The organism is Temperatibacter marinus, assembly GCF_031598375.1.
Lineage (GTDB): Bacteria > Pseudomonadota > Alphaproteobacteria > Sphingomonadales > Kordiimonadaceae > Temperatibacter > Temperatibacter marinus.
Genome location: NZ_CP123872.1, coordinates 34244 through 50775, shown reverse-complemented (window position 1 = coordinate 50775; position 16532 = coordinate 34244). Strand labels below are relative to the sequence as shown.

Annotated in this window: 12 protein-coding genes; 11 read left to right on the top strand and 1 reads right to left on the bottom strand. The window is 45.8% G+C overall.

Annotated elements, in window-relative coordinates:
* Positions 1–3 precede the first annotated feature (3 nt).
* On the top strand, positions 4–699 hold the full coding sequence (gene rplA / locus QGN29_RS00290; RefSeq protein ID WP_310798642.1) for a 50S ribosomal protein L1: 696 nt from the start codon (positions 4–6) through the stop codon (positions 697–699).
* Here rplA and QGN29_RS00285 read toward each other — a convergent pair.
* The gene (locus QGN29_RS00285) at positions 688–894 is read right to left on the bottom strand and encodes a hypothetical protein (protein WP_310798641.1); all 207 of its coding nucleotides are present in this window, start codon (positions 892–894) and stop codon (positions 688–690) included. The two genes, rplA and QGN29_RS00285, sit on opposite strands and share 12 nt — an antisense overlap.
* 137 nt (positions 895–1031) lie before the next feature.
* Here QGN29_RS00285 and rplJ point away from each other — a divergent pair, with 137 nt between their 5' ends.
* The 10 genes from rplJ (at position 1032) to rplC (ending at position 16528) form a co-directional block, all read left to right on the top strand.
* Positions 1032–1547 (top strand): 50S ribosomal protein L10, encoded by a 516-nt coding sequence (gene rplJ / locus QGN29_RS00280; protein WP_310798640.1) that lies wholly within the window; start codon positions 1032–1034, stop codon positions 1545–1547.
* 113 nt (positions 1548–1660) lie between these two features.
* Positions 1661–2035, top strand: a complete 375-nt coding sequence (rplL, locus tag QGN29_RS00275) for a 50S ribosomal protein L7/L12 (protein WP_310798639.1) — start codon at positions 1661–1663, stop codon at positions 2033–2035.
* A gap of 307 nt (positions 2036–2342) precedes the next feature.
* The gene (rpoB, locus tag QGN29_RS00270) at positions 2343–6440 is read left to right on the top strand and encodes a DNA-directed RNA polymerase subunit beta (RefSeq protein WP_310798638.1); all 4098 of its coding nucleotides are present in this window, start codon (positions 2343–2345) and stop codon (positions 6438–6440) included.
* A gap of 93 nt (positions 6441–6533) precedes the next feature.
* Positions 6534–10751: a DNA-directed RNA polymerase subunit beta' gene (rpoC, locus tag QGN29_RS00265; RefSeq protein WP_310798637.1), complete on the top strand. Its 4218-nt coding sequence runs from the start codon at positions 6534–6536 to the stop codon at positions 10749–10751.
* Positions 10752–11182: 431 nt separating this feature from the next.
* Complete coding sequence (rpsL, locus tag QGN29_RS00260) at positions 11183–11554, top strand: 30S ribosomal protein S12 (RefSeq protein ID WP_310798636.1); 372 nt, start codon at positions 11183–11185, stop codon at positions 11552–11554.
* 18 nt (positions 11555–11572) lie between these two features.
* Positions 11573–12043 carry a 30S ribosomal protein S7 gene (rpsG, locus tag QGN29_RS00255; RefSeq protein ID WP_310798635.1) on the top strand — a complete coding sequence of 157 codons (471 nt, stop codon included), beginning with the start codon at positions 11573–11575 and terminating at the stop codon, positions 12041–12043.
* Between the two features lie 15 nt (positions 12044–12058).
* Positions 12059–14140: an elongation factor G gene (gene fusA / locus QGN29_RS00250; protein WP_310798634.1), complete on the top strand. Its 2082-nt coding sequence runs from the start codon at positions 12059–12061 to the stop codon at positions 14138–14140.
* A 68-nt stretch (positions 14141–14208) separates the two neighbouring features.
* Complete coding sequence (gene tuf / locus QGN29_RS00245; RefSeq protein WP_310798633.1) at positions 14209–15399, top strand: elongation factor Tu; 1191 nt, start codon at positions 14209–14211, stop codon at positions 15397–15399.
* A gap of 63 nt (positions 15400–15462) precedes the next feature.
* Positions 15463–15774 carry a 30S ribosomal protein S10 gene (gene rpsJ / locus QGN29_RS00240; protein ID WP_310798632.1) on the top strand — a complete coding sequence of 104 codons (312 nt, stop codon included), beginning with the start codon at positions 15463–15465 and terminating at the stop codon, positions 15772–15774.
* Positions 15775–15784: 10 nt separating this feature from the next.
* Positions 15785–16528 carry a 50S ribosomal protein L3 gene (gene rplC, locus QGN29_RS00235; protein WP_375164616.1) on the top strand — a complete coding sequence of 248 codons (744 nt, stop codon included), beginning with the start codon at positions 15785–15787 and terminating at the stop codon, positions 16526–16528.
* Positions 16529–16532 lie beyond the last annotated feature (4 nt).

Below are 16532 nucleotides of genomic sequence, written 5' to 3'. Positions count from 1 at the left end.
ATCATGGCAAAAATCGCTAAGCGCATTCAAAAAATGAACGACGGCATTTCTCAGGATCAGCTTTTCACAATTGACGAAGCTGTTAAAGAGTTGAAAGCTCGTTCTGCTGTAAAATTTGATGAGACTGTAGAAGTTTCTATGAACTTGGGTGTTGACCCACGTCACGCTGACCAGATGGTTCGCGGTGTTGTTAGCCTACCTCATGGTACTGGTAAAACACTTCGCGTTGCAGTGTTTGCTCGCGGCCCTAAGGCTGAAGAAGCAACAGCTGCTGGTGCTGATGTTGTCGGTGCTGAAGACCTAATGGAACGTATTCAGGGTGGTGACATGCCGTTCGAGCGTGTGATTGCTACACCGGATATGATGGCTGTTGTTGGTCGCCTAGGTAAAGTCCTTGGACCAAAAGGCCTGATGCCTAACCCAAAACTTGGTACAGTGACAATGGACGTTAAAGCTGCTGTTGAAGCTGCTAAAGCGGGTCAGGTTGAGTATCGTGTTGAAAAAGCAGGTATCATCCACGGCGGTGTTGGTAAAGTAAGCTTTGAAGAAGCTGCTATTGCTGAGAACGTAAAAACTTTTGTAAACGCAGTAATTAAAGCTAAGCCATCTGGAGCGAAAGGTACATACGTTAAGCGTGTTGCTCTTTCTTCTACAATGGGGCCAGGCCTTAAAATTGACGTTTCAACACTAGAAGCGTAATAGTGTATTGATTTTGCTTCGCTGGTCTGGTACTAGCGAGGCAACTTGATCAAACGGATGTTTTGTTTGGTCAGTACTGTCCAAGATTATTGGTGCTGTGATGTGGGTTTCTAGTAAGTGACCATCAGGGCTTAATGTTAAAGCAAGACGTCGCAATCTTGCTGGTGCCAGTATGAGACGGGGTAGCGGTTTCACTAGATTGGGTTCCCAATCCTTTGAACGAATGTATTCCCGAAATTCAAGGACAGAGAATGTGTTTGCTAATTGTGGCAAGCATTGAACTCAATCGGATTTGAAGACATTTGTCTGATTATCCTTATTGGAGACGAGACGTGGAAAGAAACGAAAAACAAGAGTTGATCGGCGAGCTAAACGAAGTTTTTGCAAATGCTGAATCAGTTGTTGTCGTTCACTACGACGGTCTTACCGTAGCAGAGATCACTGCTCTACGCGCTCAAATGCGTGAAGTTGGTGCTACTCTGAAGGTAACCAAAAACAGGCTGACTCGTCTTGCGCTTAAAGATACTGAATATGAAGGTCTTGCTGACCTTTTCACAGGCCCTACAGCTGTTGGCTATGCTGACGATGTTGTAGCTCCTGCGAAAGCTATTGCTGAATTTGCGAAGAATAATGAAAAACTTCGCATCATCGGCGGTGGTATGGGTTCTACAGTGTTGGATGTTGCGGGCGTACAAGCTCTTGCAACAATGCCTTCTCTGGACGAGCTTCGCGGCAAGCTTATCGGTGTTCTTTCTGCACCAGCACAAAAAGTGGCGGCAGTTACTGCAGCTCCAGCTGGTCAGTTGGCACGTGTATTCAGCGCTTATGGCGAAAAAGACGCAGCTTAATAAGCTATAAAATATCTCCTGTGGCTTTGGCCGCTTGAGCAAATTAAATGTGAAACTGATAAATGCCCTGTCTATGAAATAAACATACAGGCTTATAAATTGGAGTACGATCAATGGCTGATCTAGATAAATTGGTTGAAGAACTATCTGCACTTACAGTAATGGAAGCTGCTGAACTATCAAAGCTACTAGAAGACAAGTGGGGCGTTTCTGCTGCTGCACCTGTTGCAGTTGCTGCTGTTGCTGCTGGTGGTGGTGAAGAAGCTGCTGCTGAGAAGGACGAATTTGACGTTGTCCTTGCTGAAGCTGGTGCTAAGAAGATCAACGTAATTAAAGAAGTACGTGCGATCACAGGTCTTGGTCTTAAAGAAGCTAAAGAATTGGTTGAAGGCGCGCCTAAAACTGTTAAAGAAGCTGCTTCTAAAGACGAAGCTGAAGAAATCAAGAAGAAACTTGAAGAAGCTGGCGCTAAAGTTGAGCTTAAGTAATTCTTGTTACATCTTACTGAGAGGTCGAGGGCTTAGTTGCGCTCGGCCTTTTGGCTTCTGATAACAGGATTAATTTTAGAGATTCGAGTTTCCTTGTTTACAGAAGCATAAAAGTGCGTTAAGTCACACACACTTAACACATAAGGAAAGAGGGCATGGCCTAATTTCCGCATAGAGTATATTTAGCTTGCCAGTGTATCCGCTTGAAAACGGGGACAGTGATGGCAGGCTTAATATGCTCTAAATTTGTCGGCTGGGATCTGATTGGCAGACCTGGGGATGACAGTAAGCAGCGTGAGGGCGATAAATGACCGCTACTTTTACTGGTCGTAAACGCGTGCGGAAGGACTTCGGTCGCATTTCCGCAGTGACACAGATGCCTAATCTAATTGAGGTACAGCGTCACTCTTATGATAACTTTTTCAAGCCTGGTGCAACAGAAGAGGAACGTAAAAATTCTGATCTGGAAAAAGTATTAAAATCTGTATTCCCGATCAACGACTTTGCAGGGACGGCGTCTCTGGAATATGTTCGTTATGAGATCGAGGCACCGAAATATGATGTTGAAGAATGTATGCAGCGGGATATTACCTATGCTGCTCCTCTTCGTGTCACACTTCGGTTGATTGTTTTTGAAATTGATCCAGACACAGAGGCGAAATCTGTTCTTGATATTAAAGAACAGGATGTCTACATGGGCGACCTGCCGATGATGACGGATAATGGTACATTCGTTGTTAACGGTACTGAGCGAGTTATCGTGTCTCAGATGCACCGATCACCTGGTGTCTTTTTCGATCATGACCGTGGTAAAACGCACGCGTCTGGTAAATATTTATTTGCTGCACGTGTCATTCCTTACCGTGGCTCTTGGTTGGATTTTGAATTCGATCCAAAAGACATTTTGAACGTACGCATTGACCGTCGCCGCAAATTGCCTGCGACCTCATTGCTCTATGCTCTTGGCTTGTCTTCAGAGGACATTCTCAACTATTTCTATAATTCATTGAACTATCGCTTAACGGCTGATGGATGGCGCGTTGCCTTTGACGCGACTTCTTGGCGCGGTCAAAAGCCTTTGTTCGATCTTGTGAATGCGGATAGTGGCGAAGTTGTTGCCCCTGCGGGTAAGAAAATTACACCGCGCCTTGCTAAGAAGCTTGAAAAAGACGGCGTTGAAGCCATCCTTGTTCCTGAAGAGCATGTATTTGGCAAATATGCTGCTGAAGATATGATCGATGAAAAGACGGGTCGTATTCACGTTGAGGCCGGGCAAGAGCTTGGCGAGGAAATTCTCGAGAAACTTAAATCTGTAGGTATTGATGAGATCAATGTTCTTGATATTGATAATGTTAATGTCGGTCCTTATATCCGTAACACACTCGCAGCTGATAAGGTTGAGACTGAAGACGGTGCTTTGGCAGAGATTTATAAAGTGATGCGTCCAGGTGAGCCGCCAACAAAAGAAACGGCTGATGCGTTATTCTATAGCTTGTTCTTCGATGAAGAGCGCTATGATCTTTCTGCGGTTGGTCGTGTGAAGATGAACATGCGTCTTAACGTTGAGTGTGATGATGATATCGGTGTTCTTCGCCGTGAAGATATTCTGCGCACGCTTAAGACACTTGTGGATCTAAAAGACGGTCGCGGTGAAATTGATGATATTGACCATTTGGGTAACCGTCGGGTGCGCTCTGTTGGTGAATTGATGGAAAATCAGTACCGCATCGGCTTGCTACGTATGGAGCGTGCAATTCGTGAGCGTATGTCTTCTGTAGACATTGATACTGTCATGCCGCATGACCTGATTAACGCGAAGCCTGTTGTTGCAAGTGTTCGTGAATTCTTTGGTTCTTCTCAGCTGTCTCAGTTTATGGATCAAACGAACCCACTCTCAGAGATTACGCATAAGCGTCGTCTATCAGCGCTTGGCCCTGGTGGTCTAACGCGCGAACGGGCTGGTTTTGAGGTGCGTGATGTGCATCCGACCCATTACGGCCGGATTTGTCCGATTGAAACGCCAGAGGGGCCGAATATTGGCCTGATCAACTCTCTTGCGACCTATGCACAGGTCAATAAATATGGATTTATTGAAAGTCCATTCCGCAAGGTTGTTAAGGGTAAAGTCACTGGGGATGTTGTTTACTTGTCCGCAATGGAAGAAAGTAAATATTCTGTTGCGCAGGCGAATGCACCTCTTACAGCTGACGATTCATTTGAGAATGATCTTGTATCATGTCGTGAAGCGGGCGAATTTGTTATGAAACGTCCTGACGACATTGATCTGATGGATGTGTCTCCAAAGCAGCTCGTATCTGTTGCGGCATCAATGATTCCTTTCTTGGAAAATGATGATGCTAACCGTGCCTTGATGGGCTCGAATATGCAGCGTCAGGCCGTGCCACTTGTGCGCGCTGAAGCACCCTTTGTTGGGACAGGAATGGAAGCTGTTGTTGCTCGAGATAGTGGTGCTGCAATCGCTGCGAAACGCCCTGGTGTCGTTGAGCAAGTTGATGCAACACGTATTGTTATTCGTGCGACAGAAGAGACGGATGCTTCTAAATCTGGTGTCGATATTTATACACTTCGTAAATTCCAGAGATCAAATCAAAATACCTGTATCAATCAGAAGCCTCTTGTAAAAGTGGGTGACAAGATTGACGCTGGCGACATCATCTGTGATGGTCCGTCAACAGATATGGGTGAATTGGCTTTGGGTCGTAACGCTCTAGTGGCCTTCATGCCATGGAATGGTTACAACTACGAGGATTCAATCCTGATTTCAGAGCGTATCGTTAAGGAAGATGTCTTCACTTCAATTCATATTGAAGAATTTGAAGTTATGGCTCGTGATACGAAGCTTGGCCCAGAGGAAATCACTCGTGATATTCCTAACGTGGGTGAAGAAGGTCTTAGAAGTCTAGATGAAGCAGGTATCGTTTATATCGGTGCGGAAGTTCATCCTGGAGATATTTTGGTAGGTAAGATTACTCCAAAAGGCGAAAGCCCAATGACTCCTGAAGAAAAGCTTCTTCGTGCAATCTTTGGTGAAAAAGCGTCTGATGTTCGTGATACATCAATGCGTTTGCCTCCTGGAGTAGCCGGTACAGTTGTTGAGGTTCGCGTGTTTAACCGCCATGGTGTGGATAAAGATGAGCGCGCAATGACAATTGAGCGAGAAGAAATTGAACGCCTGACAAAAGACCGTGAAGATGAGCGCGCTATTCTTGAGCGTAACATCTATGGCCGTCTTAAACCTCTCTTGGTTGGTCGTGAAGTAACATCTGGAAATCGCGATCTGAAAAAAGGATCAGTGGTTACAGAGGAAGCTCTTGACGCAATGCCAAACATTCAGTGGTGGGATATTGCCGTTGATGATGAAGTTGCAATGAATGATATCGAAGCGATGAAGGGTCAGTTCGACGAAAGTCGTGAAAGTCTTCAGAAGCGTTTTGATGAAAAGATTGAAAAACTTCAACGCGGTGATGAATTGCTTCCAGGCGTTCTGAAGATGGTTAAAGTCTTCGTTGCTGTTAAGCGTAAACTTCAGCCAGGTGATAAAATGGCGGGTCGTCATGGTAACAAGGGTGTGATTTCTCGCATTCTACCACAAGAAGACATGCCTTACCTTGAGGATGGAACGCCAGTTGATGTGTGTTTGAACCCTCTGGGTGTACCATCGCGGATGAACGTTGGTCAGATTCTTGAAACGCACCTTGGGTGGGCTTCACGTGGTCTTGGCCGTCAGATCGACCAGATGCTTGACGCTTATAAGCATGAAGGTATGGCAATCGATGCGTTCCATGACAAGTTCAAGGCCGTTTACGGCGAAGATCAATATCAGTCAGATGTATCTGATCTTGATGAAGCTGAGATGCTCGAACTTGCTGGCAACCTGACAAATGGTGTTCCAATGGGGACGCCGGTATTTGACGGGGCTGTTGAGGCCGATATTTGTGACCTGCTAGAAATGGCTGGGTTGGATAAATCCGGGCAGGTCTATCTTTACGATGGCCGTACTGGTGAAAAGTTCGACCGAAAAGTGACAGTTGGTTACATTTATATGCTGAAATTGCATCACCTTGTGGATGATAAGATCCACGCGCGTTCTATCGGACCATACTCTCTTGTTACACAGCAGCCGCTGGGTGGTAAGGCGCAGTTTGGTGGACAGCGCTTTGGTGAGATGGAGGTATGGGCACTTCAAGCTTATGGTGCTGCCTATACACTTCAAGAGATGTTGACCGTCAAATCAGATGATGTTCAAGGTCGTACCAAAGTGTATGAAGCGATTGTCAAAGGTGATGATACATTCGAAGCAGGTATTCCGGAATCTTTCAACGTACTTGTGAAAGAAATCCGTTCACTTGGTCTCGATGTCGAGCTTTTGAATAGCGAAGAATAAGAAGGGCGCCAGGGGCGGATCTGAGATCTGCCCCGCCCATCCACAGTGTGGGTGGCAGGCATGGTTTAGGCTTTAATTAGAAAGACGCCGAAAATGAACCAGGAAGTTATGAAATATTTCAATCCGAACCAGAAATCGGATTCATTTGATCAGATTAAGATCTCGATTGCATCACCAGAGCGTATTCGCTCTTGGTCGTTTGGTGAGATCAAGAAACCTGAGACCATCAATTATCGTACATTTAAACCAGAAAAAGATGGTTTATTCTGTGCGCGTATTTTTGGTCCAGTCAAAGATTATGAATGTCTTTGCGGAAAATATAAGCGGATGAAATACCGCGGCATCATTTGTGAAAAATGTGGTGTTGAAGTTACACAATCAAAAGTACGTCGTGAGCGTATGGGCCATATTGAGCTTGCAGCACCTGTTGCACACATTTGGTTCCTTAAATCTCTCCCTAGCCGGATTGGTTTGCTTCTCGATATGACCCTCAAAGATCTTGAGCGTGTTTTATACTTTGAATATTATGTGGTCATTGAGCCAGGCTTGACAACGCTTAAGCAGTTCCAGCTTCTCAGTGAAGAAGATTACTACCGTGCACAAGATGAGTATGGTGAAGATTCTTTCCAGGCTGGTATTGGTGCTGAAGCAATTCGCAAACTTCTTGAGAGTATTGATCTTGAATCAGAGCGGGAAGATTTGCTGAAAGAGCTTGCAGAGACTAAATCTGAACTTAAGCCGAAAAAAATTATCAAACGCTTGAAAGTTGTTGAGGCTTTCCTTGAGTCTGGCAACCGTCCTGAATGGATGATTTTAACAGTTGTGCCGGTTATTCCGCCAGAACTGCGTCCTCTTGTGCCTCTGGATGGTGGTCGTTTTGCGACATCTGATTTGAACGACCTTTACCGTCGTGTGATCAACCGTAACAATCGTCTGAAGCGCCTGATCGAACTAAGAGCACCAGATATCATCATTCGTAACGAGAAGAGAATGCTTCAGGAATCTGTGGATGCTCTCTTTGATAACGGTCGCCGTGGTCGTACTATTACGGGTGCGAATAAACGTCCTCTAAAATCTCTTTCAGATATGTTGAAAGGGAAACAGGGTCGTTTCCGTCAAAACCTTCTCGGTAAGCGTGTTGATTACTCAGGTCGTTCTGTAATTGTGACAGGCCCTGAATTGAAGCTACATGAGTGTGGGCTGCCAAAGAAAATGGCGCTCGAGCTATTTAAGCCTTTCATATACTCACGCCTTGATAAGCTTGGTATAGCGACAACGATTAAGGCTGCGAAGAAACTTGTTGAAAAGCAACGTCGCGAAGTTTGGGATGTCCTTGAGCAAGTGATCCGTGAGCACCCAGTTCTCTTGAACCGTGCGCCAACACTTCACCGTCTTGGTATTCAGGCGTTTGAGCCGAAACTTATTGAAGGTAAAGCGATTAATCTTCACCCTCTTGTTTGTTCTGCCTTTAACGCTGACTTTGATGGTGACCAGATGGCCGTTCACGTCCCATTGTCTATCGAAGCACAGCTAGAAGCTCGTGTCTTGATGATGTCTACAAACAACATTCTGTCGCCAGCCAATGGTAAGCCGATTATCGTGCCTTCACAGGATATGGTTTTGGGTATCTACTATATGACAATGGCGCGTAAAGGTGATCTTGGTGAAGGAAAAGCTTTCGCAAGTGCTGATGAGATTCAATATGCCTTAGACGAGAAAGTGGTAACACTTCACTCTAACATCGTGGCGAATTTCGAAAGCGTGAATGCTGCAGGTGAAACTGTATTTGAGCGTGTTGAAACTACTCCAGGTCGTTTGATCTTAGCGTCTCACATGCCTAAGCATGCTAAAGTGCCTTTCTCACTTGTGAACCGTCGCCTTGGCAAGAAAGAAATTTCTGAAGTCATTGACGTTGTTTATCGCCACTGCGGTCAGAAGGCCTCTGTTCTCTTTGCTGATGCTATCATGTCTGAAGGCTTTAAGCGTGCGTGTCATGCGGGTATTTCCTTCGGTAAAGATGACATGATTATTCCAGAAGCGAAAATAAATCTTGTTGAAGAAACAAGGTCTCTCGTTAAAGAATATGAAGAGCAATATCAGGACGGTCTGATTACACAGGGTGAAAAGTACAACAAAGTTGTTGATGCTTGGGCTCAGTGTACAGATAAGGTGGCTGATGCCATGATGGCAGAAATGGAAAAAGTAACGGTCGACGAAACGGGCCGTGAAAATGACATCAACTCAGTATTCATGATGGCGAACTCTGGCGCTCGTGGTAGTGCGGCACAGATGAAGCAGCTGGCTGGTATGCGTGGCCTCATGGCGAAACCTTCTGGTGAGATTATTGAAACTCCAATTATCTCAAACTTTAAAGAAGGTCTATCCGTGATCGAATATTTCAACTCCTCTCACGGTGCCCGTAAAGGTCTTGCTGATACGGCGTTGAAAACAGCGAACTCTGGTTATTTGACACGTCGTTTGGTTGATGTTTCTCAGGATTGTGTAATCGTTGAGGAAGATTGCGGAACTGAAGGCGGTATTATGGCACGCGAAGTTTCAGAGAGCGGTGACGTCCTTGTACCACTTTCTGAGAGAATCCTTGGCCGAAGTCTCGCTGAAGATGTGAAAGATCCAGTTTCTGGTGAGATTTTGTTTGAAGCAGCAACGCTTCTTGGTGAAGTTGAATCAGACGCGATTGAAACAGCGGGTCACTCGGAAGTGAAAGTTCGTTCTGTCCTCACTTGTGAAAGCCGCGGTGGAGTCTGTGCGACTTGTTATGGTCGTGATCTTGCTCGCGGTACACCAGTTAACCACGGTGAAGCCGTTGGTGTTATTGCAGCTCAATCGATTGGTGAGCCGGGTACACAGTTGACAATGCGTACATTCCACATCGGGGGTGCAGCGACTGTAAATGCTGAATCAACAATTGAATCATCTGCAGATGGTGCCATTACCATTGAAAACAGAAATGTCGTGACTGACTCAAGAGGCCGCAAGGTTGTGATGTCACGTAACCTTGAAGTTGTGGTTAAAGACGACGAAGGGCGCGAACGTGCTCGTCACCGTCTGCCTTATGGGTCACACTTGATGAAAGATGAAGGCGATAGTGTCGTTAACGGTGAAAAGCTTGCCGAGTGGGACGCGTATACAATGCCAATCATCTCGGAGCAGAATGGTATTGCACGCCTTGTTGATCTTGTAGAAGGCGTCTCTATTCAGGAAGTTGTCGACGAAGGTACAGGGATTGCGTCTCGCGTCGTCTCTGACTGGCGTATGGCACCAAAAGGGTCTGATCTTCGTCCTCGTATTACTTTACGGAATGAAAATGATGAAGTTGTTCAGTTAGCCAATGGTTCTGAAGCGCGCTATTTCCTTTCTGTTGATGCGATTCTTTCTGTCGAAGATGGTGCTCAGGTAGCAGCGGGTGATGTGATTGCTCGTATTCCTCGCGAGAGTGCAAAAACAAAAGATATTACAGGTGGTCTTCCACGTGTGGCTGAGTTGTTTGAGGCACGTCGTCCGAAGGATTGTGCTGTTATCGCTGAAATCGACGGATATGTTGAATTTGGTCGAGATTATAAAAACAAACGTCGTATTACTATTCGCCCGCGCGAAGAGGATGCGGAGCCTGTAGAATATCTTGTACCAAAAGGGAAGCACATTACTATTGCTGAAGGTGATTTCATCCAAAAAGGTGAGTATCTGATCGATGGAAATCCTGCACCCCATGACATTCTTGGTGTTCTCGGTGTTGAGGCTCTTGCTAATTACCTTGTTCAGGAAGTTCAAGATGTTTACCGTCTTCAAGGTGTGAAGATTAACGATAAGCATATTGAAGTGATTGTTCGTCAGATGCTTCAGAAAATTGAAGTGAACGCATCTGGTGAATCTACATTGCTTCCTGGGGAACAGGTTGACCGTGAAGAGTTCCGTGAAATCAATGAGAAACTTGCAGAGCAAGGACGTCTTCCTGCTAAGGGTGAGCCAATTCTACTTGGTATTACGAAAGCAAGCTTGCAAACGCGAAGCTTTATTTCTGCCGCCTCATTCCAGGAAACAACACGTGTTCTAACAGAAGCAGCTGTTGCTGGTAAACGCGATAAGCTGATCGGTCTGAAAGAGAATGTGATTGTTGGTCGTCTGATCCCTGCAGGAACGGGGTCTGTGATGAACCGTCTTCGTGTGGAAGCCGCTAAGCGTGATAAAGAAGCGTTAGAGGCGATGGAAACGGAAGAAGTTGTTGCAGACCATGTTGCGGAAGCAGAAGCTGCTTTTTCCGGCGGTGATTCTGAGGCAAGTTCAGAAGCATAAGCCGATGGACCTTATAAATTAATCATGTGAAAAGGCCTGACTTTTGTCGGGCCTTTTTGTTTTAATACTCATCAAAAGAATGATTCTTTTTGTTTCTGAGCCTAAAAAGTCAAAACGCTCTTTTTTTGTTTTAATTGCTCAGTTTTGCGACAGGATACGCAATAAAATTACGCACTTTCTTTTGCCCTTGACCTCTTGGGCGTTTCATAGTAGATAGCCGCATCCCAAAAGGTCCGCCAATGGTGGTCGCTATACCAGCGAAACGCTTGGAATTCGGGCTTTTAGGACGGAAAATTTAGTAATCGGGCTGCCTTACTGGTCTCTAATCGAGTCGCAGTATAGGTTTTTTTGCTGTTAAAACGCCTTATCAGCAGAAAAGAAGGCAGCCTTTTGTAGCAATGGTGAAAGAGAAAAACGGCAAAGGAATATAAATGCCTACCATTAACCAATTGGTTCGTAAGCCAAGAAAAGACAAGCCAGTACGTAATATCGTACCTGCGCTTGAAGCGTGTCCGCAGAAACGCGGTGTATGTACACGTGTGTACACAACTACACCTAAAAAGCCTAACTCGGCGCTGCGTAAAGTTGCTCGTGTTCGCCTCTCAAATGGATTTGAGGTGACATCATACATTCCAGGTGAAGGTCACAACCTCCAGGAGCACTCTGTTGTGCTTATCCGTGGTGGTCGAGTGAAAGATTTGCCTGGTGTTCGTTATCATATTCTGCGTGGTGTTCTGGATACACAGGGCGTTGCAGATCGTCGTAAGAGCCGTTCTAAATACGGTACAAAACGTCCTAAGTAATAGAAGAGGATTTGAGATATGTCACGTAGACACTCCGCTGAGAAGCGTCAGGTACTGCCAGATCCAAAACATGGTGACGTCGTACTTACAAAATTTATGAATTCCCTAATGATTGACGGTAAAAAGTCAGTTGCAGAGCGTATCGTATACGGTGCACTGGATGTTATGGAAGAAAAAGCTAAAACTGAGCCTATGGCTATGTTCCACGAAGCTCTAGACAATGTTAAACCTGCTGTAGAGGTTCGCTCTCGCCGTGTTGGTGGTGCAACGTATCAGGTTCCTTGTGAAGTTCGCGCTGAGCGTTCACAGGCATTGGCTATTCGCTGGTTGATTGCAGCAGCACGTAAGCGTAACGAGACAACAATGGTTGCTCGTCTCTCTGGTGAGCTAATGGATGCATGCAACAATCGTGGTGCAGCGATCAAGAAGCGTGAAGATACGCACAAGATGGCTGAAGCGAACAAAGCATTCTCACACTACCGTTGGTAATAAGGAATTAGTAACATGGCACGTAGAACGCCGCTTGAGCGCTATCGTAACATTGGTATCATGGCACACATTGATGCTGGTAAAACTACTACAACAGAACGAATTCTGTACTATACAGGTCGTTCGCACAAAATTGGTGAAGTTCACGATGGTGGCGCCACTATGGATTGGATGGAGCAAGAGCAGGAGCGTGGTATTACAATTACCTCTGCTGCGACAACTTGTTTCTGGAATGATCACCGCATTAACATCATTGATACACCTGGTCACGTTGACTTCACAATTGAAGTTGAGCGTTCTTTGCGTGTTCTTGATGGTGCGGTAGCTGTATTTGACTCTGTTGCTGGCGTTGAGCCTCAGTCAGAAACAGTATGGCGCCAGGCTGATAAATACGACGTTCCGCGTATGTGTTTTGTCAACAAGATGGACCGTATGGGTGCTAACTTTGGTCGTTGTGTGGATATGATCCGCGAACGTCTTGGTTCTACACCTTGTGTGGTTCAGCTTCCTATTGGTGCAGAATCTGCTTATGAAGGCCTAATTGATCTGATCAAATTCAAAGAAGTTCTTTGGGTTGGTGAAGATCTTGGTGCGTCCTATGAGTATCACGACATTCGTGCAGACCTTCTTGATGAAGCGACTGCAGCTCGTGAAGAGATGGTTGAGACTGCACTTGAGGCTGATGACGCGCTTATGGAGAAATACCTCGAGGGTGAAGAAATTAGCGAAGAAGAGTTGAAGTCTGCGATCCGTAAAGGGACGCAAGAATCTCTTTTCGTTCCTGTATTGAACGGTACAGCATTCAAAAACAAAGGTGTTCAGCCTCTTCTTGATGCTGTGGTTGATTTCATGCCGTCACCTCTTGACGTTGCAGCGATTAACGGTGTTGATCCTGATAACCATGAGATTGAAATGACACGTCCATCTTCTGATGACGAGCCTTTCTCGGCTCTTGCCTTTAAGATTATGAACGACCCATTTGTTGGTACTTTAACATTCTGTCGTATCTATTCTGGTGTTCTAACAACAGGGATGCAGGTTGCGAACTCTGTTAAGACACGTAAAGAAAAAGTTGGTCGTATGCTAGAAATGCACTCGAACAACCGTGAAGATCTTAAAGAAGCGCGTGCGGGTGATATTATTGCTCTTGCGGGTCTGAAGCAAACAACAACAGGGGATACACTTTGTGATCTTAAGGCTCAGGTTATCCTTGAGCGTATGGAATTCCCGGATCCGGTTATTTCTGTTGCGGTAGAGCCTAAGACAAAAGCTGATCAGGAAAAAATGGGTATTGCTCTTGGCCGTTTGGCTGCTGAGGATCCATCTTTCCGTGTGCGTTCTGATGAAGAATCAGGTCAGACGGTTATTTCAGGTATGGGTGAGCTACACCTTGATATCTTGGTTGACCGTATGAAGCGTGAATTCAAAGTTGAGTGTAACGTAGGGGCGCCTGAAGTTGCTTACCGTGAGCGTTTTGCGCGTGAAGTTGAAATTGACTACACCCACAAGAAACAGTCTGGTGGTTCTGGTCAGTTTGGTCGCGTGAAAATGGTTGTTTCTCCTGCTGAGCCGGGTTCTGGCTTCGAGTTTATCGATGAGATTAAGGGTGGTAACATCCCTAAAGAATATATTCCTGGTGTTGAAACAGGAATTAAAGATATCGCAGTATCTGGTGCGTTGATTGGTTTCCCGATCGTCGACTTTACTGTGCGTCTTGTGGATGGTGCTTATCACGACGTCGATTCGTCTGTGATGGCATTTGAACTTGCTGGTCGTGGTGCTGCTCGTCAGGCTGCGAAAGAGGCAGGTATTAAAATTCTAGAGCCAATTATGAAAGTCGAAGTTGTTACTCCTGATGAGTATATGGGCGATGTAATTGGTGACGTGAATAAGCGTCGTGGTCAGATCCAGGGTTCTGAAACTCGTGGTCCGGCTACTGTCGTAAATGCAATGGTTCCGCTAGATAACATGTTCGGTTATGTGAATGATCTTCGTTCATTCACACAGGGTCGTGCTCAGTTCTCTATGCAATTTGATCATTATGCAGAAGTACCAAACAACGTGGCTGAAGAAATTAAGACCAAGTTGGCTGGTTAATTAATAAACAACAAACCAAGTTATGGACCCCTCGCAAAGAGGGGCCGAGATTGAAAAGGATTTAGACAATGTCTAAGGAAAAGTTTGAACGTACCAAGCCGCACTGTAACGTTGGTACAATTGGTCACGTTGACCATGGTAAGACAACGCTTACAGCTGCGATCACCAAAGTATTGGCTGATGCTGGGATGTCTGATGCAGTTGATTTTGCAAATATTGATAAAGCTCCAGAAGAGCGTGAGCGTGGGATTACGATTTCTACAGCCCACGTTGAGTATGAGACAGAGAACCGCCACTATGCGCACGTTGACTGTCCAGGTCACGCAGATTATGTGAAGAACATGATCACGGGTGCTGCTCAGATGGATGGTGGTATTCTTGTTGTAAACGCAGCGGACGGCCCAATGCCACAAACACGTGAGCACATTTTGCTAGCGCGTCAGGTTGGTGTTCCAGCGCTTGTTGTTTTCTTGAACAAAGTTGATCAGGTTGATGACGAAGAGCTTCTAGAACTTGTTGAGATGGAAGTTCGTGAGCTTCTTTCAGAGTATGAGTTCCCTGGTGATGATATTCCGATTATTGCTGGTTCAGCGCTTGCTGCTCTTGAGGGCCGTGATGCTGCAATTGGTAACGATAAGATTCTTGAGCTGATGGCAGCTGTTGATGAGTATATTCCACAGCCAGAGCGTGCTGTTGATGGTGCTTTCTTGATGCCTGTTGAGGATGTGTTCTCGATTTCAGGTCGTGGTACAGTATGTACAGGTCGTGTTGAGCGCGGTATCGTTAAAGTTGGTGAAGAGATTGAAATCGTTGGTATCAAAGATACAACAAAAACAACGGTTACAGGTGTTGAGATGTTCCGTAAGTTGCTTGATCAAGGTGAAGCAGGCGATAACATTGGTGCGCTTCTTCGTGGTGTTGCCCGTGACGACGTTGAGCGTGGTCAGGTTCTAGCACACGTTGGTTCAATCCAGCCGCATACAACATTTAAAGCAGAAACATACGTTCTGACAAAAGAAGAGGGTGGTCGTCACACACCATTCTTTGCAAACTACCGTCCACAGTTCTACTTCCGTACAACTGACGTAACAGGTAGTGTTGAGTTGCCAGAAGGTACAGAAATGGTAATGCCAGGGGATAACGTATCTTTCAAAGTTACCCTGATTGCACCGATTGCTATGGACGAAGGTCTACGTTTCGCTATCCGTGAGGGTGGTCGTACTGTAGGTGCTGGCGTTGTAGCTGAAATTCTCGAGTAATTCGTTACTCGTCATTAAGTGCCCCGGATGGTCTGGGGCACCTCTTTTGAAAGTTGAAATAAAATGACAACACAAAATATTCGTATTCGGTTGAAAGCGTTCGACCACCGTGTCCTGGACCAGGCCACAAATGAGATCGCTTCAACAGCCAAGCGTACCGGAGCACAGGTACGCGGGCCGATCCCAATGCCGACCAAGATCGAAAAGTTCACAGTTCTACGTGGTCCACACGTAAACAAAAAATCTCGTGAGCAGTTCGAAATGCGTACGCACAAGCGTCTATTGGACATCGTTGATCCAACACCACAGACTGTCGATGCTTTGATGAAGCTTGACTTGTCAGCTGGCGTTGATGTTGAGATCAAGTTGCAGTAGGAGCAGAACAATGCGTACAGGTCTTATTGTAAAAAAAGTAGGCATGACTCGCGTCTTTAACGACCAGGGTCAGCACGTTCCAGTAACAGTTCTTCAGTTGGACTCAGTTGAAGTTGTTGCACAGCGTACAGAAGAAAAAGATGGTTACACAGCTGTTCAGTTGGGTGCCGGTTCTGCGAAAGTTAAGAACACTTCTAAAGCTGCTCGCGGCCACTTTGCTAAAGCTGAAGTAGCTCCTAAGCGTAAGGTATGCGAATTCCGCGTACCAAGCGATGCCCTCGTTGAAGTGGGCGCAGAAATCACAGCAGATCATTTTGTCGCTGGCCAACACGTTGACGTAGTGGGCACTTCAAAAGGTAAAGGTTTTGCTGGTGCGATGAAGCGTCACAACTTTGGTGGTCTTCGTGCTTCACACGGTGTATCTATTTCACACCGTTCACACGGTTCTACAGGTCAGTGTCAAGACCCAGGTCGTGTATTTAAAGGCAAGAAGATGGCTGGTCATTATGGTGATGAGCGCGTTACTGTTCAGAACTTAGTCGTAGTCGAAGCACGCGCAGAAGAAGGTTTGATCCTTGTTAAAGGCGGCGTACCAGGCGCTAAAGGCTCTTGGTTGCTCCTTAATGATGCTGTTAAGAAAGCAGCACCAGAAGGTCTTCCTTTCCCTGCAGCTGTTCGTGTAAAAGAAGCACCAGTAGCGGAAGCTCCAGCTGAAGAAGCTGCAGTTGAAACTGCTGAAGCAAGTGAGGAATAAGGTC

What these genes read in the sequence shown, in the direction of transcription:
- rplA (WP_310798642.1), top strand. Translation starts at nt 4, where the DNA reads ATGGCAAAAATCGCTAAGCGCATTCAAAAAATGAACGACGGCATTTCT.
- rplL (WP_310798639.1), top strand. Translation starts at nt 1,661, where the DNA reads ATGGCTGATCTAGATAAATTGGTTGAAGAACTATCTGCACTTACAGTA.
- rpoB (WP_310798638.1), top strand. Translation starts at nt 2,343, where the DNA reads ATGACCGCTACTTTTACTGGTCGTAAACGCGTGCGGAAGGACTTCGGT.
- rpoC (WP_310798637.1), top strand. Translation starts at nt 6,534, where the DNA reads ATGAACCAGGAAGTTATGAAATATTTCAATCCGAACCAGAAATCGGAT.
- rpsL (WP_310798636.1), top strand. Translation starts at nt 11,183, where the DNA reads ATGCCTACCATTAACCAATTGGTTCGTAAGCCAAGAAAAGACAAGCCA.
- rpsG (WP_310798635.1), top strand. Translation starts at nt 11,573, where the DNA reads ATGTCACGTAGACACTCCGCTGAGAAGCGTCAGGTACTGCCAGATCCA.
- fusA (WP_310798634.1), top strand. Translation starts at nt 12,059, where the DNA reads ATGGCACGTAGAACGCCGCTTGAGCGCTATCGTAACATTGGTATCATG.
- tuf (WP_310798633.1), top strand. Translation starts at nt 14,209, where the DNA reads ATGTCTAAGGAAAAGTTTGAACGTACCAAGCCGCACTGTAACGTTGGT.
- rpsJ (WP_310798632.1), top strand. Translation starts at nt 15,463, where the DNA reads ATGACAACACAAAATATTCGTATTCGGTTGAAAGCGTTCGACCACCGT.
- rplC (WP_375164616.1), top strand. Translation starts at nt 15,785, where the DNA reads ATGCGTACAGGTCTTATTGTAAAAAAAGTAGGCATGACTCGCGTCTTT.